This window comes from Bacillus sp. YBWC18, from assembly GCF_002998775.1.
Taxonomy (GTDB): domain Bacteria; phylum Bacillota; class Bacilli; order Bacillales; family Bacillaceae; genus Bacillus.
On record NZ_PVRI01000002.1, the window covers coordinates 447,287 to 472,064 of the forward strand.

Genomic DNA, 24,778 nt, shown 5'->3' on the forward strand with positions numbered 1-24,778 from the left:
CACATTGTATCTTCATTTTATCAAAGTTTATTTTGAAAAGAAAATAGTCGAGCCTGCACAAAAAAGGGACGAAAACAACAAGTGTTTTCGTCCTTCCAAAATTGGCTCCTTGGATGAAGGGGTTCCTATACATCCTATCAATGAATGTTTAACAAAACATGAATTCATTGTAAAGATCATGTAAATTTTAACGTGACTTTCCTTTTTTTCTCTATGTCGATTTCAGACTCACTGTAAAAGTCGTTCCTTTACCTTGTTTGCTGTGGACAGAAATCGTTCCTTCATGCGCCTCCACAAGGTGTTTGACAATGGCAAGACCAAGACCTGTACCGCCTGAATTCCTGCTTCTATCTTTATCAATTCGATAAAATCTCTCAAATATTCTTGGAATCTCGCTTTTCTTCATGCCGATTCCTGTATCTGCTACATCAAATTCATAGGCACCTTTCCGCGGTCTTGCTGAGATGGTAACACTTCCTCCCTCTGGTGTATAGGTCAGGGCATTATTGACGAGATTGAGGAAGATTTGCTTTAACCTTAGCGGATCTGCCATAACATAGACCGGTTCTTTCGGGACACGCACTTGTAATTGAATGCCTTTTTCTGCGGCCTTTTGTTTTAACAGCACTTCAATCTCTTGAATGATTTCTGTCGCATTGGCTTCTTGAATATTCAGCTTGAATTGCTGCTGCTCAATTTTAGAAAGATCAAGTAAGTCTTGAATCAGCGTTTCTAGACGGACACTCTCTTTTAAAATGATAGAAAGGAATTCTGTCAGTGCTTCTTTGTCATCAATCGCACCATCAAGAAGGGTTTCAGAAAATCCTTTAATCGACGTAATCGGTGTTTTTAATTCGTGAGACACATTGGCGACAAAGTCTTTTCGCATCTGCTCCAGCTGCTTTGTTTCTGTCACGTCATGAAACACAAGGACAATTCCTTTCCATTCATCGTCTGTACTTAAAATTGGTACACCATCCACTTGGAAGTAGCGGCGTTCAATGTCAACGGCTAGACGTAAAAACTTCCGCACCTTCGTTTCTGTCATGAAAATTTCGTCAATTAATTCGATAATCTCTTCATGTGTAAACGCTTCGTGATACAGCTTGTGCATGTAAATATGCTTTTGGACTTTAAACTGCTTGCGGAAGGTTCGATTGACTAGGTGGATATAACCCATCTTATCAATCAAAATAATCCCCGCTCCAATATTTTCAATGACCGTTTGCAGCCGGTCTCTCTGCATTTCACCGGCACTTGTCATTTCTTGAAGACTTCCTGCCAAACGCTTCATGGAAGTATTCAGTTCACTTGTTTCAATCATCAACTCTTCATAGTTATTCGTATCATAGTTCCCGCGTTCCAGCTGTTTGGCTACCTTTGTAGCATAATCAATTGGTTTCACATATTTCATCGACATGCGGTACCCAAAGAAAACGATGATGATAATCGCCGAGCCAAGACAAAAGGCTAATGCAAGCCAGAGCTGGCCGTCAATTTCATTTAAAGGCTCGTATGACGCATGGAGAAATAAATAACCCGCTGGTTCGTTTTGTTTCAGGATCGGGACAGCATAATGAAACAGCGCATCCTTCTCATCGTCAATGACGACCCCTTTTGTTTGGAAACGTTCATTGTTCAGCGTGTTTCGAATGATGGCCCTTTGTTCTGCTTGACCCGTTGTATGTATGATATTCCCCTTCAGGTCCACAATCGACGCATTCATATCAAAATGCTGCTTTGCCTGATGGAGGACCTCCTTGTTTTGCTTCGCCTTCAGATCGTCACCATTCATGGAAGACAGGAGGAAGCTCGATTCCTTTTCCATTCGTTCCGTTAATTTGGTTTCATAGAAAACATGGAACATGTGGTCCAAGAAAAGACCAAGTGCCACAAACACAATAAAAAGGAGAAAAATGAGTCCCGAAAACAGACGGGTTCTAATTTTACTCATTTGACTTTGGCTCCTCCAATTTGTAGCCTAAGCCGCGAATCGTTTTAATGTATGTTGGTTTTTTCGTGTTCTTTTCAATTTTGTCCCGCAAGTGGCTAATATGGACATCCACAATACGAGTGTCACCTGCAAAGTCATAATTCCAAACGGCACTTAACAATAAATCACGCGTGAGGACACGTCCTTTATGCTTCGCCAAATAAAGCAGCAGTTCAAATTCTTTTGGCGTGAGCTCTAGACGTTCTTCCTGGAAATAGACTTCGTAGTGTTCTGGTAAAATGCGCAGTTCACCAATTTTGATTTGGTCTGCAATGTTCTCTTCCTTCTCCTCTTGCGTGGGGGCAGGCTGAGATTGCTGTGCTCTTCTCAAGATGGCTTTTACCCGAGCACCCACTTCTCTAGGACTGAATGGCTTTGTCATGTAATCATCGGCTCCAAGCTCAAGGCCTAGCACCTTATCAAATTCATCGTCCTTTGCTGTCAGCATTAAAATAGGGAACATCATTTTTTGAATTCTCAGTTGTTTGCACACTTCAATGCCGTCCATCTTCGGAAGCATTAAATCTAATACAATGAGATCAGGCTGTTCACTTGCTGCTTTTTCAAGCGCTTCTTCCCCGTCTCTTGCTGTGACGACATCATAGCCCGCTCTTTCAAGGTTATAGCTTAGAAGTGTTACAATCGATTCTTCATCATCCACAACTAATATTTTTTTATTCATGTTGTGCCTCCAATTAGTGATTTCCCCTGCATCCGTTTTTTGTATCTTATGTGAAAAGCGAGAAGTCATGCTTTCTCTTTCATTTTAACGAAAGCTTAACAAGAGGACAATTTAAAATTTCGACAAGATTTGTTTTGTAAACAAAAAGAAGACTCCTCATGAGAGAAGCCTTCTTTTTTATTCATATTAAGACAATACTTTCATGACATTCTTAACAGATTCAACAGAACGGTCAAGCTGACTTCTTTCTTCTTCTGTCAGCTCAAGCTCGATGATCTTCTCAAGACCGTTGCCACCTACGATTGTTGGTACACCTAGGTAAATGCCTTCGTAGCCATATTCACCTTCAAGGTAAGCAATCGTCGGCATGACGCGGCGCTGATCTTTAAGGATCGCCTCAACCATTTCGACTAGTGAAGCAGCAGGAGCATAATATGCACTACCGTTACCTAATAGGTTCACGATTTCGCCGCCGCCTTTTCTTGTTCTTTCAACAATTGCATCAATTCGATCTTTTGGAATCAATGTTTCAAGCGGGATACCGCCTGCATAAGAGTAACGAACAAGAGGAACCATGTCATCGCCATGTCCACCAAGTACAAAGCCCGTCACATCTTTAACAGATAGGTTTAATTCTTGAGCAACAAACGTACGGAAACGTGCTGTATCAAGAATGCCCGATTGTCCAATGACTTTTTCTTTTGGTAATCCTGATTCTTTATAAACTGCATACGTCATTGCATCAACAGGGTTTGTTAACACAACAATGATGGCTTCTGGAGAATATTTAACGATTTCGCGTGTCACACTGCGCATGATTTTTTCATTTGTTGACACGAGATCGTCACGGCTCATTCCCGGCTTTCTTGCAATTCCCGCCGTAATGACCACGACATCAGAACCGGCTGTATCTTCGTAGTTAGAAGTTCCTGTAATGTTTGCATCGAAGCCTTGAACAGGACTTGCTTCCAGCATATCAAGTGCTTTCCCTTTAGTTGGGTTCTCAAGCTGCGGGATATCGACTAATACGACGTCCGCTAATTCTTTTTGAGCCGTTAGAAATGCTGTAGTTGCTCCAGTAAAGCCTGCTCCGATGACAGATACTTTTTTACGCTTGTTTGCCATTTCCTTTTTCCCCTTTAACTTTAAAGTTTAAGAATCAAGACAAGTTTTTGATGAGCTCGTCAGCAAACTCAGAACATTTCACTTCTGTTGCGCCATCCATTAATCTAGCAAAATCGTAAGTGACGACTTTTGATGCAATTGTTTTTTCAACAGATTGAATCACTAGATCAGCTGCTTCCTGCCAGCCAAGGTGCTCAAGTAAAAGCACGCCTGATAGAAGAACAGAAGATGGATTCACTTTATCAAGACCAGCATATTTAGGTGCTGTTCCGTGAGTCGCTTCAAAAATAGCGTGTCCTGTTTCGTAGTTGATGTTCGCACCTGGTGCGATACCAATTCCACCAACTTGTGCTGCAAGAGCATCAGAGATGTAATCTCCGTTTAAGTTCATTGTTGCCACAACATCGAACTCAGCTGGACGAGTTAGGATTTGTTGAAGGAAAATATCTGCAATGCTGTCTTTGACAATAATTTTGCCAGCAGCTTCTGCTTCACTTTGCGCTTTGTTTGCCGCATCTTTTCCATCTTGTTCTACAATACGATCATATTGTGCCCATGTAAAGACCTTGTCGCCAAACTCTTTTTCAGCCACTTCGTAGCCCCAGTTTTTGAAGGCACCTTCTGTAAATTTCATGATGTTTCCTTTGTGAACAAGCGTCACAGACTTACGGCCTTGGTCGATTGCATATTGGATAGCCGCTCTGACAAGGCGAGAAGTTCCTTCTTCAGAAACTGGCTTGATTCCGATACCTGACGTTTCTGGGAAACGGATTTTGTTTACACCTAATTCGTTTTTCAAGAAGTCAATTAACTTCTTCACTTCGTCTGATCCTTTTGCATACTCGATGCCAGCATAGATATCTTCTGTGTTCTCACGGAAGATGACCATATCTGTGTCTTCTGGACGTTTCACAGGAGACGGTACGCCTTGGAACCAGCGAACTGGACGTAAGCATGTGAATAGATCAAGCTCTTGTCTAAGTGCCACGTTTAATGAACGGATTCCTCCGCCGATTGGTGTTGTCAGTGGTCCTTTGATCGCGATTAAGTATTCACGAATGTCTTCAAGTGTTTGCTCAGGAAGCCATTCTCCAGTTTTATTGTAAGCTTTCTCACCTGCATATACTTCTTTCCAAGTGATTTGCTTTTCACCTTTATATGCTTTTTCTACAGCTGCTTCAAGTACTCTTGATGCTGCTTTCCAAATGTCAGGACCGATTCCGTCCCCTTCGATAAACGGGATAATTGGATTATTTGGTACATTCAATACGCCGCCAGTAACTGTAATTTTTTCGCCTTGTGACAATGATATTACCTCCCAGGTTATGTAGTGAATATTTGAAACTTCTTGGCTTGATGTCAGCAAGCGAAGAAGTTTTTCACGTGATTCGTTTTTTGTTGATATAGAGGCTGATTGGCCTTCCTGAGGATCAGCCCCCGCTTATTCTATAAACATTAGTCTCTTTCACTGATCGGAACAAAGGTTTGAAGATCAGGTCCAATGTAGTCAGCTCTTGGACGGATGAGACGGTTGTTGTCATACTGCTCTAGAATGTGAGCAATCCATCCAGAGAATCGGCTGATCACGAAAATTGGTGTAAATAAGTCATGATCAATCCCAAGACTGTGATATACAGATGCAGAATAAAAATCAACATTTGGTGGAAGATTTTTCTCTGATGTCACGATTTCCTCTGCGCGAACAGACATTTCATACCATTTCGGCTCGCCAGTGAGGTTTGTTAAACGCTGGCTCATTTCTTTTAGATGCTTTGCACGCGGGTCACCTTGACGGTATACGCGGTGGCCAAAGCCCATAATTTTTTCTTTCTTCTCTAGCTTACCATGAAGATAGGAATCTACGTTTTCAACTTCGCCAATTTCTGAAAGCATCTTCATCACGCCTTCGTTGGCTCCGCCATGAAGTGGCCCTTTCAGCGCACCGATAGCCGCTGTTACACCAGAGTAGATATCTGATAGTGTAGCAACACATACACGTGCTGTAAATGTCGATGCGTTTAATTCATGATCCGCATGTAGAATGAGTGCCTTATCAATTGCCTCAATTTCTACTGGTGACGGCTCTTCGCCATTTAGCATATACAAGAAGTTCGCAGCATAGCTGTATTCTTCTTTTGGCTGTACAGGCTCAAGTCCCTTTCGAATGCGTGAAAACGTAGCGACTAGTCCAGAAATTTTCGCCTGTAAACGAATGGCTTTTCTGTAATTCGCTTCTTTGTCCATAATCTCTGATTCGTCATCGAGTAAACCTAGTAAGGATACCGCTGTACGAATCGCAGACATTGGATGAACCCCGTCCAGCGAATACGATTTAAAATGCTCAATGATTTCTTGCGGAATGTGAGCATTTTCATTGAGCTGCTGTTTTAACTCACTCAGCTCTTGCTCATTCGGCAGCTTTAAGTGCCATAACAGGTAGACAATTTCTTCGAATGTAGCTTTTTCAGTTAAATCATCGATATTGTACCCTACATAAGTAAGAGTATCATCAATAATTGAGCTTACGGATGAAGTTGTTGCCACAATACCTTCAAGACCTCTTGTTGCTGTCATGTTCAATCTCCCCTTTTTAAAAAGATTCCCCTTCGTTGCAGAATTCTCGCTTTTTGAAAGCGCTATCCAATCCGAATAAGACGGCAGGTTCAGAAAAGAAAATGCTTACATTTACCTATACGGTTAGAGCGCTTTTAGCCTCATATCTCTTGTGTGATCAATGAGTTCAAAATTAAGCCTATTCCCATTATAAACAATAATCAGACATTTGTTAAATGTTTAACTATAATTTTTTTTGATATTTTTTTTTCCAGTCTTCCATATAAGGCATGGAATAAAGGGATTTTGCTTCTTTTATTATATTTAATTATGTTTTTTTGCAAAAGCTCACGCAAGAAAAAAATAAAAAAGAAAGTGGCATGAACCACTCTCTTTTCAACCGCTGAAAAATTTCACAGCCTGCATCGCCAAATAAGCAATTCCTGCTCCGATCAGCGGACCGACAGCCACACCTTTAAATAAGCTGACTGCCAAAATTGTCCCGAACACAAGCGCTGCCGTGATATGCGGATCATTTTCGAGTAGCACAATACCGTTTTTTGCGATTAATGCTACTAATATACCCGCCCCAAGTGCAATCCAAGCATAAGAAGATTTCATGGCTTCTCCAAGCTGCTTAAATCCAATGTCACCTGTTGCAATAGGAACAAGCACAGCAATTGTAATGGCGGTGACACCCCAATTGATGCCTTTTGATTGGAGAACCGGGAAAATTTTTTGATCCAAACCAATCAGCTTAATCGCAATCAGCACAGAAACCGCTAAAATTAATGAATTGTTCTTTGCAATAAGTGCAATAACGAGTAAAAGAACCAAAAATAAATTTGCTTGAGTAAACATACGCCGCCCCTTCCTTTCTTTTTATTGCGACCTTTTCATATTACTAATCTTTTTGAATAAAATGAAGTATCGGACATGCTTGTTTTTTGGAGGGGATTGTGTGAATCACACCTATATGGCCATTTTTCTGCGAAGTTTGATGATGATCAGCATTGCTGTATTTGCGGTTGTCTTTTTATATCAGTCTTTTCCTTTTTTATATCCTTTTTGGATTGCACTTATTGTATCCTGCCTGATTCATCCTGCCGTATGCAAAATAGAAGAGATCACCGGAATGCCGAGAGGATTTGTAGTAGTCATTGTACTACTGCTCTTTTTAGTGGCAGCAGCCGGTTTCATCACACTCTTAGTAGCAGAAATTATTTCAGGAAGTGCTTATTTGGCAAAGGTTCTGCCTGGCCACCTTGATCAAATGATTGGTATTGTCGAACGGTTTTTTACAGATAAGATTCTGCCTTTGTACCATGATGTCACCGCCCAATTTAATACGCTTCAAGCAGGTCAAAAGGAATCGATTTTAGGACAAATCCAAGCGCTAGGCGATGAAGCTGCCGCAAAAATAGGGACTTTTCTTTCAAAAACGCTCGAGCTTATCCCGGCTTTTTTAGGTCTTTTGCCTGATGCAGCCGCAACCCTTTTGTTTTCTGCACTGGCGACTTTTTTTATCACGAAAGATTGGTTTACGTTAAAAAAATATGGCTCTCGTATCTTTCCCGCAAAATGGATGCAGCATACACGCGCCATTTTATCTGAAATCAAAAAAGCCATTACCGGTTTTATGAAGGCGCAGCTTCTGCTTGTTGCTATGACCATCGGCCTCGTCGTCATTGGTCTGATCATCTTAAAAGTCGAGCATGCCTTTGTCATTGCTTTATGTATTGGGTTTGTCGATTTACTTCCTTATATCGGGAGCGGTACTGTTTTTCTGCCTTGGATCATTTACTCCGCTATGACAGGAAACCTTTCACTCGCTATCGGGCTCGGCATTTTGTATATTGTCGTGCTCATTCAAAGACAAATTTCAGAGCCAAAAGTCTTAAGCAAGTCCATTGGGCTTAATCCTTTAGCAACGCTTGTGGCATTATTTGTCGGGTTAAAATGCTTTGGTTTTCTTGGACTTGTCATTGGTCCTGCTTCCCTTGTCGTGTGGCAGGCATTTCGTAATGCAGGTGTTTTTAGAGATATCTATCAATACATTCGGTACGGCATGCAAAAGTAAAAGAGACCTTGAGCTCAAGGTCTCTTTAGCGAATAATCGTATAGCGATTGCGATTAGACATGTTTCTAAGCCAGCGTTCAAAGAGCGGCTTGATTTGCTTTCTCGTCATCGGAATGAGTAGCAGCGCACCAATGATATCCGATAAGAAGCCGGGAATGAGCAGCAGCAGACCGCCAATCAGAATGCAAAAACCATCGACAATCGTTACCCCTGGCATTTTGCCATATTGTAAATCTCTCTGCACTTTTTGAAAAGCTTCGATTCCTTGTTTTCTTGCAAAATAAGCGCCTAATGCACTTGTGAGCACGATCATCAGCATCGTTGGCAAAATGCCAATGATTTTACTTGATATTAAAAATAAACTGATTTCCACTGCAGGGAACAGAATCAATAATAGTAGCAAATATTTTTTCAACCATATCACCTCATGGGGTATCTTTCATCGAAAGCTGTTTTACTTTTTTTAGTGTAACATAAAAAAAGAGAGGAGTCAGATAACTCCCCTCGTGTGTATGATTTAAAGGACGCTTGCACGGCCTTTGTAGATCGCTCCGCGTGCCGGATCTACTGTGATCTCTTCGCCTTCTTTTAGCAGTGTTGTTGCGCTGTCAAGACCCACAATCACTGGAATACCAAGGCTGAGTCCAACGACTGCTGCATGGCTTGTTAAGCCGCCTTCTTCAGTGATCAAGGCAGATGCTTTTTCTAAAGCACCCATCATATCACGGTCTGTACAGTTTGCGACAAGAATCGCCCCATCGTACATTTTTTCGTCTGCTTCTTTTCCGCTTTGTGCAATGACAACCGGTCCAAATGCAGATTTACGGCCAATTCCTTGACCTTTCGCAATGATGTCACCAACAACATATACTTTCATTAAGTTCGTTGTACCTGTTTCACCAACTGGCACACCAGCTGTAATGACGATTAAATCGCCATGTCTCACATAGCCCGTTTCGATCGACTTCTCGACTGCATTCTCAAGCATTTCATCAGTAGACGTCGTTTTTGATCCGCTCTTTGCAAATACACCGAATACGAGAGACAGCTTTCTTGCTACTGATTCGTTTGCTGTGACCGCTACGATTGGTGCTTTTGGTCTATATTTTGAAATCATTCTCGCTGTATGACCGCTTTCCGTAGGTGTCACAATCGCTGCCACGTCAAGCTTCATCGCTGTATGTGCAACAGATTGACCGATGGCATCTGTAATGCTGACTTCTACTTCTTCGCTTCTGCGAGAAAGAATTGCTTTATAGTTGAGTGCATCTTCTGAACGTGATGCAATGTTATGCATCGTTTGTACAGCTTCCACTGGATATGTTCCTGCTGCTGTTTCACCAGAAAGCATAATCGCATCTGTGCCATCAAAAATGGCATTTGCCACGTCACTTGCTTCCGCACGAGTTGGACGAGGATTACGCTGCATGCTATCAAGCATTTGGGTAGCTGTGATGACAGGTTTGCCTAAACGATTGCATTTTTTGATCAGCATTTTTTGAACAAGCGGTACTTCTTCTGCCGGGATCTCTACACCAAGATCTCCACGCGCAACCATCAAACCATCTGATACCTCAAGGATTTCATCGATGTTATCAACACCCTCTTGGTTTTCAATCTTAGGAATAATTTGAATGTCAGCCGCATTATTCTTTTCAAGAAGCTCACGAATTTCAAGCACATCAGAAGCTCGTCTAACAAAAGAAGCAGCGATGAAATCGACGCCTTGTTCAATTCCGAACAGAATATCATTGGCATCCTTTTCTGTAATACCTGGCAGGTTCACACTTACACCTGGTACGTTTACACCTTTTTTGTTTTTGAGCGTGCCTGTATTCATGACCTTTGTGACGATTTCTTTGCGGTCCATGTTAATTTCTTTCACTTCTAAACCAATAAGACCATCATCTAATAGAATCGTTGAGCCCACTTCTACATCATCAATTAAATCTTCATACGTCACACTAATTTTTTCCGTATTTCCAACAATATCTTCCATACTCACGATAAGATCTGCACCAGCGACTAGCTCAATTGAGCCGTTTTCAACTGTACGTGTACGGATCTCTGGACCTTTTGTATCAAGAAGGATCGCAATGTCCTTGCCTAATGTTTTACCTGCTTTACGAATGTTTTCAATGCGTGCACCATGCTCTTCAAAATCTCCATGAGAGAAGTTTAGTCTGGCTACATTCATTCCTGCTTCAATCAATTCAGTCAGCTTTTCAATGGTTTCACTTGCTGGACCGATTGTACAAACGATTTTTGTCTTTCTCATTACTGTTCCTCCTAAGGTCTTCTCGTTTTATATAGAGAGCTCTTGTGAAAGTCGGTACATATTTTGATCGACTGTATGTTTTTTATCTAAGATATCTAAAATATCGTGGTGAACGAGTTCGTTGCTTTGAATGCCCACACAGCGTCCGCCTTTTCCTTCAAGAAGAAGTTCTACTGCGTATGCTCCTAAACGGCTTGCCAGTACTCGGTCAAATGCGCTTGGAGAACCTCCGCGCTGAATATGTCCTAAGACAGATACACGGGTTTCAAGGCTTGTCTCCTCTTCAATCCGCTTACCAAATTCAACACCGCTGCCTACGCCTTCTGCGACGATAATGATACTGTGCTTCTTGCCGCGCTCGTGCCCTCTTCTTAACCTCGCAATAATTTCATCCATGTCATAGTCTGCTTCAGGAATCAAAATAGATTCGGCTCCGCCTGCAAGACCTGACCAAAGAGCAATATCACCAGCATGTCTTCCCATTACTTCCACTACGTATGTACGTTCATGAGATGTGGCTGTATCACGAATTTTATCAATGGCGTCAATGACTGTATTCAGTGCTGTATCAAAGCCAATAGTGAAATCAGTACCTGGGATATCGTTGTCGATTGTACCCGGGACACCTACACATGGAAAACCAAGCTCAGTTAATTTCTTCGCTCCCATGAATGAACCGTCTCCGCCGATCACAACAAGTCCTTCAATACCGAATTTTTTTAAGTTCTCAATGCCTTTTTCACGACCTTCAACTGTCTTGAATTCAGGGCATCTTGCCGTGTAAAGTTTTGTTCCTCCACGATGAATGATATCGCCAACTGAACCTATTTCAAGTTTCTCAATTTTACCGTTAATTAGACCTGAATATCCATTATAAATACCGTAAACTTCAACATTATGGTAAATCGCTTTCCTTACAACTGCGCGCACAGCTGCATTCATTCCTGGGGAATCCCCACCGCTCGTTAAAACTCCTATACGCTTCATCTTTTTCACCTCAGAGACCATATATGAATTAAACATACCATTTCCACTGCTTGAAAACAATCATGAGCAAAACCGGATGTTTTCAATACGTATTTCTAAAACCGTACTTATTATACAATTAAATAAACCGTTTTTAAACAAAAGTTAAGAAAGTCATGAAAGCAATTCTTTCAAAAACGAGGAAGATCGATCCTTCTAAAGCTTATCATATCAAGGTTTTCAGACGTTTCAAATTTTATGAAAACAAAAGAAAATTATTTTCAAATAGCGCTTACATGAGGACGGTTTTCATGAAAAAGGATGAAAAAAATAAACGCCAGCCAAAAAGGCTGTACGTTTATTTAGTTTACCCCAATATATTGATTTTCAACCGATACTTTCCCGATTGCTTTGTATTTTTGATATCTTTGTTCGACTAGTTCTTCAGGTGTTAGTTTGAGCAAAGATGTAAGTGACTGTTTTAATGTTTTTTTAATGTAGGCTGCTTGTTGTTTCACGTCTCGATGTGCTCCACCTTGCACTTCTTTAATAACATCATCTATAATATCTAATTCTTTTAGGTCTGGAGCGGTAATTTTCATTGTCTCTGCAGCTTTTTTCGCAAGTGATGAGTCCTTCCAGAGCAGTGCTGCTGCACCTTCAGGTGAAATCACTGAATACGTTGAATTCTCTAGCATGTATAGGTGGTTTCCTACGCCTAAGCCTAGTGCGCCGCCACTTCCGCCTTCTCCGATGACAATACAGACAACCGGTACACGAAGTCCTGCCATTTCGAATAGGTTTTTCGCAATTGCTTCACTTTGTCCGCGTTCTTCAGCTGCTTTCCCAGGATAAGCTCCTTTTGTATCAATAAAGCAAATGATCGGGCGATTAAATTTATCTGCTTGTTTCATCAAGCGCAGCGCTTTACGGTAGCCTTCTGGATGAGGCATTCCGAAATTACGGCGCAAGTTTTCTTTTGTGTCTTTTCCGCGCTGATGGCCAATGACTGTGACAGGAAGCCCTTTAAACGTGGCGATTCCTCCAACAATGGCTTCATCATCACCATAGAAACGGTCACCATGACATTCGAAAAAGTTGTCAAACAGCTCTTGAATGTAATCGAGAGTTGTTGGACGCATCGCATGACGAGCAATTTGCACTCTGTCCCACGGCTTTAAATTTGTATAAATGTCTGCTTCAAGCTTGCTCAGACGTGTTTCAAGGCGCTCAATTTCTGCACTTAAATCCATTTCTGAGTTTTGTGTGAACTTTTTCAGTTCATCAATTTTCGCTCGAAGTTCAATGACAGGTTTTTCAAATTCTAGTTCTCCAGCCACTCTCGTTCACCTCCTGTGCTGTGTAATGCTAAGATTCGGCCTAGTGTTTCTTTCATCTCTGCACGATGAATGACAGCATCCAATTGACCATGCTTCATTAAAAATTCAGCCGTTTGGAAGTCCTCTGGCAGGTCTTCACGGATTGTTTGTTCAATGATTCTACGGCCTGCAAACCCAATTAAAGCACCAGGTTCTGCAAAGTTGTAATCACCAAGAGACGCGAAACTAGCTGATACACCGCCAGTTGTCGGGTTGGTCATCACAGAGATAATCAAACCTTGGTCCTCGCTGAACAGTTTTAATGCTGAGCTTGTTTTTGCCATCTGCATGAGACTGAGGATCCCCTCTTGCATTCTCGCTCCGCCCGATGCAGTAAAGATGATAAATGGCACCTTGTCCGCTTTTGCTTTCTCAATCGCCAGTGTGATCTTCTCACCAACAACCGAGCCCATGCTGCCCATACGGAATGTGGCATCCATGACAGCGATCACAGCACGCTGGCCTTCAATTTCACCTTGACCTGTGACAATGGCTTCATTCAAAGACGTTTTTTCTCTGTCTTTCTCAAGCTTTTCTTCGTAGCCTGGGAATCCGAGCGGGTTTTCTGAGATCAGGTGCCCGTTAAATTCTTCAAATGTGCCTTCGTCTACAAGGCTATCAATACGCTGCTTTGCATTCATTTGCAAATGTCTGCCGCAATTCATGCAAACACGTAAATTTTTATCTAATTCTTTGGTGAGCATTATTTTTTTACATTGCGGACATTTGGTCATGATGCCTTCAGGCACATCTTGGCTTGCCTGTTCAGAGGGTACAGATGCATATTTTTTCTTTTTACTGAAAATATTTTTGATTGACAAATGACTACCTCCCTTTTTGAAGGGTTTTTTCTTTACACGCACATCCACTATTATAGGACATGTCATAACTGTACCGAAACTATTGTACTTTTTTTGTCAAACGCTGTCATCCTTCATTCAATTTTTTCAATGGGGAATTGATGAGAAATGAGTATGTGTTTGGGGCGCTGAGCAGTTGATATATGTGAATTGTGAACGTCTACAAAAAAATATCATTCCGGATGAAAAAATTTTCGCGTAAGAGAGGAAATGGTGCACGTCTTTCCTCCAATTTCAGAAAGAACGTGCACACTTTTCCAATTGATTATTCGCCGATAATCGTTAATTTTCTTGTTTTTTCAGCGACTGCTTCTGGATCGACTTTGATTCTTGCAACGCCAGTTTCCATTGCTGCTTTTGCTACCGCTTTTGCTACCGCTGGTGCTACACGTGCATCAAATGGTTCAGGGATGACGTATTCAGCTGACAATTTCTCATCTGAAACAAGAGAAGCAATCGCTTCAACGGCTGCAATTTTCATTTCTTCGTTAATGTGTGTTGCACGTACATCTAATGCTCCGCGGAAAATTCCTGGGAATGCCAGTACGTTGTTCACTTGGTTCGGGAAGTCAGAACGGCCAGTTCCTACAACACTCGCACCTGCTGCATGTGCATCTTCTGGCATGATCTCTGGATTTGGATTCGCCATAGCGAAGATGACAGGATCTTTTGCCATTTTTCCAACCATTTCTTTTGTTAAAGCGCCTGCTACTGAAACCCCGATGAAGACGTCTGCGCCTTCAATGACTTCTTCTAATGAACCTTCTTTACGGTCTTGGTTCGTGAATTTAGCGACTTCATTTTTCACTGTATTCATACCGTTCGGGCGGCCTTCGTAAATTGCGCCTTTTGTATCACACATGATGATATCACGTACACCGAAATGATATAGAAGCTTGATAATCGCAATTCCCGCTGCTCCAGCGCCGTTTGCCACCACTTTGATGGAGGACATTGATTTTCCAGACAGTTTCAGGGCATTTACAAGTCCTGCTACTGTGACAATCGCTGTTCCGTGCTGATCATCGTGGAACACTGGAATGTTTGTCTCTTTTTTCAAGCGCTCTTCGATAATGAAGCAGTTTGGAGCTGCAATATCTTCAAGGTTGACACCGCCAAACGTTGGCTCAAGAAGCTTTACTGTTTCAACGATTTTGTCTACATCGTTTGTCGCAAGCGCGATTGGGAAGGCATCAACGCCCGCGAAGCTTTTGAATAATACAGCTTTTCCTTCCATTACTGGTAGAGATGCTTCTGCCCCAATATTACCAAGCCCTAAAACAGCGCTTCCGTCTGTGACAACAGCGACCATATTGCCTTTCATTGTATAATCATACACTTTGCTTGTGTCGTCATAAATATCTTTACATGGTTCTGCAACACCAGGTGAGTAAGCCAAGCTCAAGTCTTTTGCATTTTTCACTTGTACTTTTGATTTTGATTCGAGTTTGCCTTGATTCTCTTTGTGCATATGTAATGCTTCTTCTCTTAATGACATGTGTAGAACACTCCTTCAAGTGGAAAATGATTTAATGAATTGCTAAGTTGATAAGCACATACTGGCAGTTTTAAATACACAGAATCTTTAAAATGATAACACAATAGGTGAATTTGTAAAACATATTCAGGTGATTTGTCATCATTTAATCACAACGTTTTGTTCACCAAGCAGCTCTTTTAACTGGAAAATCACAGCATGATCTGCATGAACCTTGTATGCATCTGGAAGTCTCACTGTCTTTTTTTGCTTCTCATAATACAAATAGACATCTGCTTCTCCGCTGTGCATCGAGATCACCCGCTTTACTTGCTCTAGCAGTTCCTGCGTATGGTTTTCTTCTTTCACCCGAATGTAGACAGACTCTTTTCTTTGTGTGCCCATCTCTTCAAGCAGAACGGCTTCTTGCACGATGATTTGGCTGCTGTCATTTCTGACATCTATTCTGCCTTCAACATAAAGCATGGCGCCCTCCTCAAGTAAGGGGGACAGCTTTCTAAATTGCTCTGGAAAGACGACGCCTTCCATTTCTCCCGTTTCATCCCCAAATGTGACAAATGCCATCGATTGTCCATTTTTTGTCCGAATCGATTTCACTTTTGTCAAAAGACCACCCATTGAGACCTTTCGCTTTATATAGGAAGAAAGTCTGATGATTTCCACTGCACCATTCTCTCTTAAGCGATCTCGGTACGTTTGTACAGGATGATTTGATAAATATAACCCAAGTGCCTCTTTTTCAAATTGCAGGAGATCGACAAGCGGCAGTTCTTCTATCTCCGCATATTTTGGCTTAATGGAGAAGGTTGTATCCCCCAGAAAGTCCAGTTGATCATCTGGATTTAAAAATGACACGTGGTCTAATGCAATATCTATTGATGCCAATAACGAAGCACGATTTGGATAAAGCTCATCCATCGCCCCTGAAAAAATGAGCGCTTCAATCGTTTTTCGGTTGACACTCTTTGCTGATACTCTTGCGCAAAAATCAAATAAATCTTCAAACGGCTTTTCCTGTCTTGCCCTGTATATATCCTTTACAGCTGACACTCCGACATTTTTGATCGCTCTTAAGCTGTAGCGGATCTCCCCTTTTTCAACCGTAAATGGAAATTCACTCTTATTAATAGAAGGCTTCAACACAGATATCCCTTTTTCCTTTGCCTCATAGAAATATTGAGCGACTTTGTCTTCATTTCCAATCACACTCGTTAAAAGTCCGCACATAAAATATAACGGATAATGCGCTTTTAAGTAAGCAAGCTGAAAGCCAATCATGCTATATGCAACAGCATGGCTTCTATTAAAACCATAGTTTGCAAATTTGACGATTAAGTCATAAACGTCATTTGCAATGTTAACAGGATACTCCTTTTTTAGGCATCCTTCAACAAAATGGCTTCGCTCTTCATCAAGGACCTTTTTATCCTTCTTCGAAACTGCTCTTCTTAATAGATCTGCCTCGCCCAGCTGAAAGCCTGCCATCTTCGCTGCAATCAGCATGATTTGCTCCTGATAGACGATGACCCCATATGTGTCCTTTAAAATGTCATACAAATCAGGATGCGGATAAGAGACCTTGACTCTGCCGTGCTTTCGGTCGATAAAGAGCGGGATATTCTCCATTGGACCTGGGCGGTAGAGGGCATTGACCGCCACGATGTCTTCTAAACTAGAGGGCTTCAGGCGTCTCAGCACCTGACGCATTCCTTGTGATTCAAGCTGGAAAATCCCAGTTGTATCTCCCGCTGATAACAATTCAAATGTTTTCTGATCTTCATATGAAATGTCACTAAAGTTAATGTGGACGTTTTCCTGTCTTTCAATCTGGTTTTTAATGGATTCAATTAAGGTTAAGTTTCTTAGTCCTAAGAAATCCATCTTTAAAAGTCCGAGATCTTCTAAATAATTCATCGCATACTGCGTTAAATACACACCATCATGGCCGTCTTGAATTGGAACGACCTCTGTCAGCGGCTCCTCGCTCAGCACAACGCCGGCTGCATGTGTGGAGGTATGTCTTGGCAAGCCTTCAACCTTTAAAGCGGTTTGAAAGACCTTTCGAAGCTCCTCGGATTGCTGGAGCATCGTTTTTAATTCAGGGGATACAGCCACCGCTTCTTTCAGCGTCGTTCCTGGCTTTGACGGAATCAGCTTTGCAAGACGGTCCGCTGCCTTTGAATCAATCCCCATCACACGTCCGACATCTCTTAAGGCCGCCTTTGCTGCAAGTGTTCCAAACGTGACAATTTGTGCCACATGCATGTCTCCGTATTTGTCTTTTACATAAGAAATGATTTCATCTCTTCTCGTATCGGGGAAATCAATATCAATATCTGGCATACTGATTCGCTCAGGATTTAAGAAACGCTCAAACAACAGACCGTGACGGAGCGGATCAACATCTGTAATAAACAATACATACGCAACAAGTGACCCTGCTGCCGATCCACGTCCTGGCCCTGTGACAATGCCTTGATCATGGGCATACTTCATAAAATCCCACACGATGAGAAAATAATCACTGAAATTCATTTTTTGGATAATGCTCAGTTCGTACTCAAGTCTTTTCACATACGTATCATTTGAAGCAATCTTTCTTTGCTTCATCCCTTCTGCGCACACTTTGCGTAAAAACTGATCTGCTGTTGATTGATCAGGAGTCGGATAGGAAGGGAGTTTTGTCTGCCCAAGATTTAAATCGACTTCACAGCGGTCTGCGATCTCCACCGTTCTTGTCAGCAGCTCCTCATCTTGCGCATACCATTCCTTCATTTCCTCAAGGGTTCTGAAATGCTTTTCTCCTCGGTCTTCCTCAATCTCTGACAGCTGCTGCCCTGCTTTAATGGCTTTTAAACACGTATAGGCGGTTTTGTCTTCTCGATTGATATAGTGGACATCTCCCGTCGCAACAAGAGGAATCTCCGCACTTTTTGAGACGTCCCTGAGTTTACCGGCAAGCGATTCGTTTTGCTGAAATGGCTGAAGTGCGATGTACACATGTCCCTCACCGAAAATATCTTTCAATTGTTTCGCCGCATCATGCGCTTCTTCTATCTGATCATACTGAAGCAGCGTTTCAATGTAGCCAGAAGCGCCTGGCGTAATGGCAATGAGCCCGCGGTGATAGCTTTTCAGCCATTTTTCTTTCAGTCCAGCTTTTGATTTTGATTTCAGCACACTGCTGATTTTGATCAAGTTTTGATAGCCTTCATTGTTTTTGGCAAGGAGTACCAAGGGATAAGCCTCTGTCTCTTGTTCATCTATGAAGACAGAAGCTGTTAAACCGATGACCGGCTTGATGCCATGTTTTTTACATTCCTTATAAAATTCAACCGTTCCATACATCACATGGTCATCGGTAAGAGCGAGCGCCTTGCAGCCAAGTTCTTTCGCTTTCAGCACGAGCTCCTTTACTTTTGCCGCACTGCTTAATAAGCTGTATCCACTGTGGACCTGAAGATGAACATAAGACATGCTTAATCCACTCCTTTCGTCTAAAGTCATTCTTTCATTATAAAACGCGATGCGGTGAGAAACAAATGTTCTTTCTTTTCTGTCCGTTCATACTTGTCCCGCACACACCATATATTGAATAGAGTGAGGTGGACACAATGGATGTGAAGGAAGCTTTTATTCCGAATTTTATTAGCTGTTATTTTATTGCTCTTGGGGTCATTTTGGGCGGTGCCATCATAGGTGGTGTTGGTGCTTATTTATCTGGTCAGCCGCCTTTATCCATTATTACGAGTCTTGCCAACCGTTTAAAGATTTGGGCGCTTGTCGCAGCTATCGGTGGAACTTTTGATGCCGTTTATAGCTTTGAAAGAGGCATTTTCGAAGGGAACACGCGTGATATTTTCAAGCAGATTTTATTAATTGTCTCTGCCATGGGCGGTGCGCAAACAGGTTATCTCATTATTACGTGGCTCACACAGGAGCATGTGTCATCATGAGGGTGCCGGAGCTGTACAAACGTCCAGGCTGGCAGCGTTTTTTTGCAGGGATGATGTTTGGCGCGATTGTGAGCTGGCTCATTTTCCTCTTTACATACGGAACCTTTCAGGAAAAGCAGGTGACACAGCTTAGAAGCCAGCAGCACCATATGGACAGTCTGAAAGAACAAATCACACTCTATCGGGAAGATTTGCATAAGTTAAATGAGGATAATAAACAGCGGCTGCTGATCCAAAGCGTAGATGTCCATCTCGTCAATCGTGAGCAATATAAAATCCCAGAGCCAGATACGCTGAAATTTGAAGATCAGGTCAAAGAGGATATCTCAGAGGTCATTACAAAGGATATTGAAAGTGTCTATAAAACAAAGGAATTATTAAAACGGACAGTGGAAAACAAAGAATATACCATTCGGGAAAAGGCATACCGCGCCAAAGTGACAGAGCTGACGATTTATACGAAGCTTTCACTTGAAGTGCGCATTTCATTTGCTGAATAAATGATCATGTGGAATTTTTATGAATTTCTGCCCTCAATGATCGCTTTTCCCTCATTATTTTTATACACTAAAAGTAGAACGAGATCTAAAACAGAAAGAGGTGAGGACAATGGAGGTTTACAGCTATCGTCAAATGGCACGAGACAAAGCAAGCCGGATCAAGGACGGTATGTGCGCTTATGCTGAGACAGAAATGATGGCTCATTTAATTAAAAAAGAATTAAAGCATCAAAATCTCCAAGCCTATGAAGATTCAACTGACATCGGCTGCTGGTTTATCCCTGTATGCAAGTAACCCTTTTCTCCATGACAAAAAAAGAGAGAGGGGACTTGAAGCCCCCCTCTCTCATGATGATGATTTACATACTTCTTCTAAATCACGCAAAATCTCATCTGCCACGGCCCAATCATAAATAGACGCACCAGCTGCAAGCGGGTGGCCGCCGCCATGATATTTTTTCGCAATGGTATTAATGACGACGCCTTTCGAGCGGAATCTAACACGAATCTGATCGTTTTCTTCCACAAAAAAGACCCATGCCTTAATCCCTGCAATATTTCCAAGTGTCCCAACAAGCTGTGAGGCTTGCTGCGCTGTTGTTTGGAACGATTCCAAAATATCGCGCTTAATGAAAACAGAGGCGACCCCATTCTCTGACAAAGAAATATGTTGAAAAATATAGCCATTTAATTTCACGACATTCAAGTCCGTCTCATACAATTGATTGAAAAGGTCTGAAGATGAAAATGGATATTCAATAAGCTCTCCAGCATATTTGAGCGTCTTTTTCGTCGTGTTTGGGAAAAGGAAGCGGCCTGTGTCTCCTACAATGCCGGCATAAATGAGTTCAGCCGCCTTTGTATTCAGCTGATATCCTTCTTCTTTCCCCTCTAAATACAATTCATAAATCATTTCGCTCACAGAGCTTGCCTCTGTATCCACCCAAAGCAAATCACCATACGGATCTTCATTTGGATGATGGTCAATTTTCATCAGCTTATCGCCCATTGAATAGCGCTGATCGTCAATTCTTGCTTGATTGGCTGTATCACAGACAATGACAAGGGCATCTTTGTACACGTCATCCGGAACCTCATCAAGTTCATACAAAAATGAAAGGGATGGCTCCGGGGTTCCTGTCGCATAAATATTTTTTTCTGGATAGGTGGCACGCAAGATTTCCGTAAGGCCGCACTGCGATCCATACGCATCAGGATCTGGTCTTACATGTCTATGAATGATGATGGTGTCATATAATGATATGGTTCTAATCAGTTCTTTTTTCATAAAAACTCCTTCTTATCCGATACTCTTTTTATTATTAAATCATAATCTATCCTGACGGAAAAGTGAGGAATAGACAATTTATTCTAGTAAGCAAGCCTATTTACGTTTAAAATAGGGTTGTAACCACTTACAATGGAGGCTTGGCACATGCTTGTTTTGATTGTGTTTATTATTTGTTCTGCCATGTTTTATTTATACTACAAAGCAAAGAATGTCCGTACGAACCGCCCAGTCGAAAAGAAATTCTGGTCGGCTAAATCCAGTATGGCACTTGGCTGCTTTGTCCTGCTCTTCGGTGTGAATCAATTATTTTTAAACCGCTCGTCACTCGCATTTGTCATTGGATTTATTTTTGTTGCTGTCGGTATCGGCAGTACGTGGGCTGGATATAAAGCCTACAAGCATTACCTTCCGCTCTTTTTAAAGGAAGGCGAAAAAGATCACGCATAATAAGAGAGAAGGGCTAAAATGATGTTTATTTTAGCCCTTTGTCATTTTCGTCATCGCCCTTTTACGATTATCCTCTCTCCATCAGCTGCACCATCAGCATCGCTTTCCCTACGATATTCGATTGATGATATACCTCCACTTCCAGCTTTCCAAACTTGCGGCCTACTTCTAAAATATTCGGCTTGATCTGTATCGTGGATTCCATTTGAACCGGTTTTAAGAAGTAGACAGAGAGACTTTCGACAATCAGCTCCCCTTTTTTATGAGACTTTAAGAAGCGGTTGGCGGATTCAATTAAAATTTGCGTGAACACTCCATATGAAATGTTTCCGAGCTGGTTTGTCATTTGGGGTGTGACCTCATATTGATACACCGCATTTGCCTTTGGCTTATCTGTATCGGTATCTTTAAACCCTCTTGAGACAACATCATCCAGTTTTTCGCCGACCTGCGGCTGCTTTTGAATCATTTGAAGCGCCTTCAGCACATCCTGACGACTGATCATCCCAATTAGTTTCGCATAATCATCTACGACTGGCAGCACCTCAATGCCTTCCCATACCATCATTTGAGCAGCAGAGGCGACAGAGGTTTTTCCAATGACTGTCAGTGGATTTTTCGTCATCACCTTTTCAATCGGTGTAGAGCGGTCATGCCCCGCGATATCCTTTGAGGTGAGGATTCCGTGAATTTTCATTTGGTCGTCTGCGACCGGAAAACGGCCATGGCCAGTTTCATAATTCTTTTCATACCATTTTTCAAGCTTATCCTCTGGTGATAAATACACCGTTCGTTCGATCGGCGTTAAAATATCTTCCACAAGCACAATCTCTTTTTTTATTAGTTGGTCATAAATGGCTCGGTTTATGAGAGCTGCTACGGTAAATGTATCGTAGCTTGTCGATAAGATCGGCAGCTCAAGCTCATCTGCGAGCTGAATGATTTCATCATCTGTTGAGAAGCCGCCCGTGACCAGCACAGCTGCTCCTGCCTCTAATGCTTGTCTGTGTGCATTGATCCGGTTTCCGACAATCAGCAGGTTTCCAGCTGCCGTGTAGCGCATCATCGCATCAAGCTCCATCGCACCGATGACAAATTTGTTTAATGTTTTATGTAAGCCCGTTCGTCCTCCAAGCACCTGTCCGTCAATGACATTGACCACTTCCGCATATGTCAGTTTTTCAATATTTTCTTTTTTCTTCTGTTCAATCCGAATGGTACCAACTCGTTCAATGGTACTGACGAATCCTTTATTTTCAGCATCCTTGATGGCCCGGTAAGCGGTCCCTTCACTCACTTTCATTTCTTTCGCAATACGCCGGACAGAAATTTTCTCTCCAACATCTAATGAATCAATATACGATAAAATTTGTTCATGCTTTGTCGCCAATCCCGTTCACCCTTTTTGTTTTCAGCGTTTTCATCTATGTTTCATTATAAGGGCAGGAGGCTTTTAATAGCAATTTGTCTTTTTCAGCACGATACACGTAAACAAAAAAAGCCGGCATTGGAATGCTGGCTTTTTGATATGATGCTTAAATCTCAATTGATTCTCCGCTGTTTAACACATGACCAACGCCGCCATGCAGGCTGTCTGCAAATGCATGCGGGTCCTGTTCAATCGGCGGGAATGTTCTGTAGTGAATCGGCACGACCTGCTTCGCCCGAAGCCATTCGGCTGCGATTCTTGCATCGTCCGGCCCCATCGTGAAGTTATCACCGATCGGAAGGAATGCAAGCTCAATATGATTCAGCTCACCGATCAGCTTCATATCTGAAAAGAGCGCAGTGTCTCCAGCATGATAAATCGTTTTGCCCTCTGCGGTAAATAAAATACCTGATGGCATGCCTGTATACGTAATCGTTTTTGCATCTTCATCAATGACAGCTGAACCATGGAACGCTTGCGTGAGCTTGACTTTACCAAATTCAAACTCACGTCCGCCGCCGATATGAAGCGGGTGCGTTTTCACCCCTTGCCAGCTTAAATAAACGGCAAGTTCGTTTGGCGCGACAACGAGCGCGTCATTGTTTTTAGCGATTTCAATGGTATCACCGAGGTGATCTCCATGCCCATGTGTCAGTAAAATAACATCCGCTTTGACATCTTGCGGCTTGATATCTGTGTGCTTATTTCCATTTAAAAATGGATCAATCCAAATATGGTATCCGTTTGTTTCAATGTGTACGACTGAATGTCCGTGATATGTAGCTTTCATGTGAGTATATCCACCTTTCGAATTTGATCTCATTTCATCTATTCCCTGTATAAAAAGCTGAAAAACTTAATGTCTGTGAATGACGTTAAGACCACCTGTTGCTTCAATAACGGTCCCTGTAATCAGGTCTGAGCGGTCATCGCATAAAAATGAAATGATGCGCCCTATATCCTCTCCAGTACCAGACCTGCCAATAGGCGTTTCATCGTCTTTGATCTGGCGTGCTTCTTCTATTGTGGATTCTTTCATGTCTCCAACGATTTTGCCTGGGCAAACCATATTGGCTGTGATGCCGTTTTCGGCTTCTTCAATCGCAATGGTTTTCGTCAATGACGCAAGCCCCACTTTTGCCGCTCCGAAGGCTGATCTGTGCATCCAGCCTGGTGCATGGTCTGCTCCTTGGAAGCCATACGTGATAATGCGGCCAAAGCCTTGTTTTCTCATCATGGGGATGACCATTCGGAACAAATGGAACACTGCGGATAGGTTGCCTTCCATCATTTGATACCATTCATCTTCAGAGTAATCCGCTAGTTTCTTACGTTCAAAAATATAAGGTCCAGCATTGTTAATCAAGGCATCGATCCGCCCAAATCGCTCTGCTGCCAGCTCTACCATGTTTTTTAAATCTTCTTTGTTTGTCACATCTCCTTGGACAAATTGAAGCTTTTCTTCGTATTCCTGCAATTCTTCTTTCATCTGCCGGACAGCTTCATCATCACTTCGATAATTCACTGTCACAGAATACCCCATATTCAGTAAAGACTCGGTTACTTTCCTGCCAAGTCCTTTAGAACCCGCTGTTATTAATGCGTGTCGCACACAATCTCCTCCTAAAGCAAAGGTTGCAAGTTCACATGTTTCTTATCTTTACTTTACTACAAACCAGCATCTGGCGCACTTATGAACCCTTTCTGCTATCAGGTTCTCCAAGGAAGAGGATTCTCCTTT

22 protein-coding genes are annotated in these 24,778 nt (G+C 42.1%); 5 read left to right on the top strand and 17 right to left on the bottom strand.

What is annotated here, in order from left to right:
• Positions 1–211 precede the first annotated feature (211 nt).
• The 6 genes from pnpS to C6348_RS08605 all read right to left on the bottom strand — a co-directional run bounded on the left by pnpS (position 212) and on the right by C6348_RS08605 (position 7,214).
• Positions 212–1,954 (bottom strand): two-component system histidine kinase PnpS, encoded by a 1,743-nt coding sequence (pnpS, locus tag C6348_RS08580; protein ID WP_106042624.1) that lies wholly within the window; start codon positions 1,952–1,954, stop codon positions 212–214.
• Positions 1,947–2,675: a response regulator transcription factor gene (locus C6348_RS08585; RefSeq protein WP_034661841.1), complete on the bottom strand. Its 729-nt coding sequence runs from the start codon at positions 2,673–2,675 to the stop codon at positions 1,947–1,949. The genes pnpS and C6348_RS08585 overlap by 8 nt, the downstream gene beginning before the upstream one ends.
• A gap of 186 nt (positions 2,676–2,861) precedes the next feature.
• The gene (gene mdh, locus C6348_RS08590; protein ID WP_034661844.1) at positions 2,862–3,800 is read right to left on the bottom strand and encodes a malate dehydrogenase; all 939 of its coding nucleotides are present in this window, start codon (positions 3,798–3,800) and stop codon (positions 2,862–2,864) included.
• 34 nt (positions 3,801–3,834) lie between these two features.
• On the bottom strand, positions 3,835–5,106 hold the full coding sequence (gene icd, locus C6348_RS08595) for an NADP-dependent isocitrate dehydrogenase (protein WP_008346060.1): 1,272 nt from the start codon (positions 5,104–5,106) through the stop codon (positions 3,835–3,837).
• A 149-nt stretch (positions 5,107–5,255) separates the two neighbouring features.
• Complete coding sequence (gene citZ, locus C6348_RS08600; RefSeq protein WP_106042626.1) at positions 5,256–6,374, bottom strand: citrate synthase; 1,119 nt, start codon at positions 6,372–6,374, stop codon at positions 5,256–5,258.
• Positions 6,375–6,749: 375 nt separating this feature from the next.
• Complete coding sequence (locus C6348_RS08605) at positions 6,750–7,214, bottom strand: DUF441 domain-containing protein (RefSeq protein WP_106042628.1); 465 nt, start codon at positions 7,212–7,214, stop codon at positions 6,750–6,752.
• A 100-nt stretch (positions 7,215–7,314) separates the two neighbouring features.
• Between C6348_RS08605 and ytvI the strand changes: the two genes are divergently transcribed.
• The gene (gene ytvI, locus C6348_RS08610; protein ID WP_106042630.1) at positions 7,315–8,433 is read left to right on the top strand and encodes a sporulation integral membrane protein YtvI; all 1,119 of its coding nucleotides are present in this window, start codon (positions 7,315–7,317) and stop codon (positions 8,431–8,433) included.
• A gap of 25 nt (positions 8,434–8,458) precedes the next feature.
• On the opposite strand, the gene C6348_RS08615 is transcribed toward ytvI, so the two are convergent.
• The 7 genes from C6348_RS08615 to dnaE form a co-directional block, all read right to left on the bottom strand.
• Positions 8,459–8,848: an FxsA family protein gene (locus C6348_RS08615; RefSeq protein ID WP_106042632.1), complete on the bottom strand. Its 390-nt coding sequence runs from the start codon at positions 8,846–8,848 to the stop codon at positions 8,459–8,461.
• A gap of 102 nt (positions 8,849–8,950) precedes the next feature.
• On the bottom strand, positions 8,951–10,711 hold the full coding sequence (gene pyk, locus C6348_RS08620) for a pyruvate kinase (protein ID WP_034661851.1): 1,761 nt from the start codon (positions 10,709–10,711) through the stop codon (positions 8,951–8,953).
• Positions 10,712–10,738: 27 nt separating this feature from the next.
• A complete protein-coding gene (gene pfkA / locus C6348_RS08625; protein WP_012010865.1) occupies positions 10,739–11,698 on the bottom strand; it encodes a 6-phosphofructokinase in 960 nt (319 codons plus the stop codon).
• A gap of 341 nt (positions 11,699–12,039) precedes the next feature.
• On the bottom strand, positions 12,040–13,017 hold the full coding sequence (gene accA / locus C6348_RS08630) for an acetyl-CoA carboxylase carboxyl transferase subunit alpha (RefSeq protein WP_034661852.1): 978 nt from the start codon (positions 13,015–13,017) through the stop codon (positions 12,040–12,042).
• Complete coding sequence (accD, locus tag C6348_RS08635) at positions 13,002–13,877, bottom strand: acetyl-CoA carboxylase, carboxyltransferase subunit beta (RefSeq protein ID WP_034661853.1); 876 nt, start codon at positions 13,875–13,877, stop codon at positions 13,002–13,004. The genes accA and accD overlap by 16 nt, the downstream gene beginning before the upstream one ends.
• 304 nt (positions 13,878–14,181) lie before the next feature.
• Positions 14,182–15,414 (bottom strand): NADP-dependent malic enzyme, encoded by a 1,233-nt coding sequence (ystJ, locus tag C6348_RS08640; protein WP_034661854.1) that lies wholly within the window; start codon positions 15,412–15,414, stop codon positions 14,182–14,184.
• A 141-nt stretch (positions 15,415–15,555) separates the two neighbouring features.
• Entirely contained in the window at positions 15,556–18,891 is a 3,336-nt protein-coding gene (dnaE, locus tag C6348_RS08645) for a DNA polymerase III subunit alpha (protein ID WP_106042634.1), read from the bottom strand.
• Positions 18,892–19,028: 137 nt separating this feature from the next.
• Between dnaE and ytrH the strand changes: the two genes are divergently transcribed.
• The 3 genes from ytrH (at position 19,029) to C6348_RS08660 (ending at position 20,165) form a co-directional block, all read left to right on the top strand.
• Positions 19,029–19,370 (top strand): sporulation membrane protein YtrH, encoded by a 342-nt coding sequence (ytrH, locus tag C6348_RS08650; RefSeq protein ID WP_034661856.1) that lies wholly within the window; start codon positions 19,029–19,031, stop codon positions 19,368–19,370.
• Positions 19,367–19,870, top strand: coding sequence for a sporulation membrane protein YtrI (gene ytrI, locus C6348_RS08655; RefSeq protein WP_034661857.1), 504 nt, complete (start codon positions 19,367–19,369; stop codon positions 19,868–19,870). Before ytrH ends, ytrI begins: the two co-directional genes overlap by 4 nt.
• Before the next feature lie 109 nt (positions 19,871–19,979).
• The gene (locus tag C6348_RS08660) at positions 19,980–20,165 is read left to right on the top strand and encodes a YtzJ family protein (protein ID WP_003216400.1); all 186 of its coding nucleotides are present in this window, start codon (positions 19,980–19,982) and stop codon (positions 20,163–20,165) included.
• Positions 20,166–20,216: 51 nt separating this feature from the next.
• Here the strand turns inward: C6348_RS08660 and C6348_RS08665 are convergent, their stop codons facing one another.
• Positions 20,217–21,158 carry a DHH family phosphoesterase gene (locus C6348_RS08665; RefSeq protein ID WP_034661858.1) on the bottom strand — a complete coding sequence of 314 codons (942 nt, stop codon included), beginning with the start codon at positions 21,156–21,158 and terminating at the stop codon, positions 20,217–20,219.
• 147 nt (positions 21,159–21,305) lie between these two features.
• Here C6348_RS08665 and C6348_RS08670 point away from each other — a divergent pair, with 147 nt between their 5' ends.
• A complete protein-coding gene (locus C6348_RS08670; RefSeq protein ID WP_003216665.1) occupies positions 21,306–21,608 on the top strand; it encodes a YtpI family protein in 303 nt (100 codons plus the stop codon).
• 67 nt (positions 21,609–21,675) lie between these two features.
• Here the strand turns inward: C6348_RS08670 and C6348_RS08675 are convergent, their stop codons facing one another.
• The 3 genes from C6348_RS08675 to C6348_RS08685 all read right to left on the bottom strand — a co-directional run bounded on the left by C6348_RS08675 (position 21,676) and on the right by C6348_RS08685 (position 24,649).
• The gene (locus C6348_RS08675) at positions 21,676–22,998 is read right to left on the bottom strand and encodes a CBS domain-containing protein (RefSeq protein ID WP_034661859.1); all 1,323 of its coding nucleotides are present in this window, start codon (positions 22,996–22,998) and stop codon (positions 21,676–21,678) included.
• 145 nt (positions 22,999–23,143) lie between these two features.
• The gene (locus tag C6348_RS08680) at positions 23,144–23,827 is read right to left on the bottom strand and encodes a metal-dependent hydrolase (RefSeq protein ID WP_106042636.1); all 684 of its coding nucleotides are present in this window, start codon (positions 23,825–23,827) and stop codon (positions 23,144–23,146) included.
• A 66-nt stretch (positions 23,828–23,893) separates the two neighbouring features.
• Positions 23,894–24,649 carry an SDR family oxidoreductase gene (locus C6348_RS08685; protein WP_008343153.1) on the bottom strand — a complete coding sequence of 252 codons (756 nt, stop codon included), beginning with the start codon at positions 24,647–24,649 and terminating at the stop codon, positions 23,894–23,896.
• Positions 24,650–24,778: the final 129 nt, after the last annotated feature.

Bases quoted from the DNA above. Each gene is read 5' to 3' on its own strand.
- pnpS (WP_106042624.1), bottom strand. From the start codon at position 1,954: ATGAGTAAAATTAGAACCCGTCTGTTTTCGGGACTCATTTTTCTCCTT.
- C6348_RS08585 (WP_034661841.1), bottom strand. From the start codon at position 2,675: ATGAATAAAAAAATATTAGTTGTGGATGATGAAGAATCGATTGTAACA.
- mdh (WP_034661844.1), bottom strand. From the start codon at position 3,800: ATGGCAAACAAGCGTAAAAAAGTATCTGTCATCGGAGCAGGCTTTACT.
- citZ (WP_106042626.1), bottom strand. From the start codon at position 6,374: ATGACAGCAACAAGAGGTCTTGAAGGTATTGTGGCAACAACTTCATCC.
- C6348_RS08605 (WP_106042628.1), bottom strand. From the start codon at position 7,214: ATGTTTACTCAAGCAAATTTATTTTTGGTTCTTTTACTCGTTATTGCA.
- pyk (WP_034661851.1), bottom strand. From the start codon at position 10,711: ATGAGAAAGACAAAAATCGTTTGTACAATCGGTCCAGCAAGTGAAACC.
- pfkA (WP_012010865.1), bottom strand. From the start codon at position 11,698: ATGAAGCGTATAGGAGTTTTAACGAGCGGTGGGGATTCCCCAGGAATG.
- ystJ (WP_034661854.1), bottom strand. From the start codon at position 15,414: ATGTCATTAAGAGAAGAAGCATTACATATGCACAAAGAGAATCAAGGC.
- dnaE (WP_106042634.1), bottom strand. From the start codon at position 18,891: ATGTCTTATGTTCATCTTCAGGTCCACAGTGGATACAGCTTATTAAGC.
- ytrH (WP_034661856.1), top strand. From the start codon at position 19,029: ATGGATGTGAAGGAAGCTTTTATTCCGAATTTTATTAGCTGTTATTTT.
- ytrI (WP_034661857.1), top strand. From the start codon at position 19,367: ATGAGGGTGCCGGAGCTGTACAAACGTCCAGGCTGGCAGCGTTTTTTT.
- C6348_RS08660 (WP_003216400.1), top strand. From the start codon at position 19,980: ATGGAGGTTTACAGCTATCGTCAAATGGCACGAGACAAAGCAAGCCGG.
- C6348_RS08665 (WP_034661858.1), bottom strand. From the start codon at position 21,158: ATGAAAAAAGAACTGATTAGAACCATATCATTATATGACACCATCATC.
- C6348_RS08670 (WP_003216665.1), top strand. From the start codon at position 21,306: ATGCTTGTTTTGATTGTGTTTATTATTTGTTCTGCCATGTTTTATTTA.
- C6348_RS08680 (WP_106042636.1), bottom strand. From the start codon at position 23,827: ATGAAAGCTACATATCACGGACATTCAGTCGTACACATTGAAACAAAC.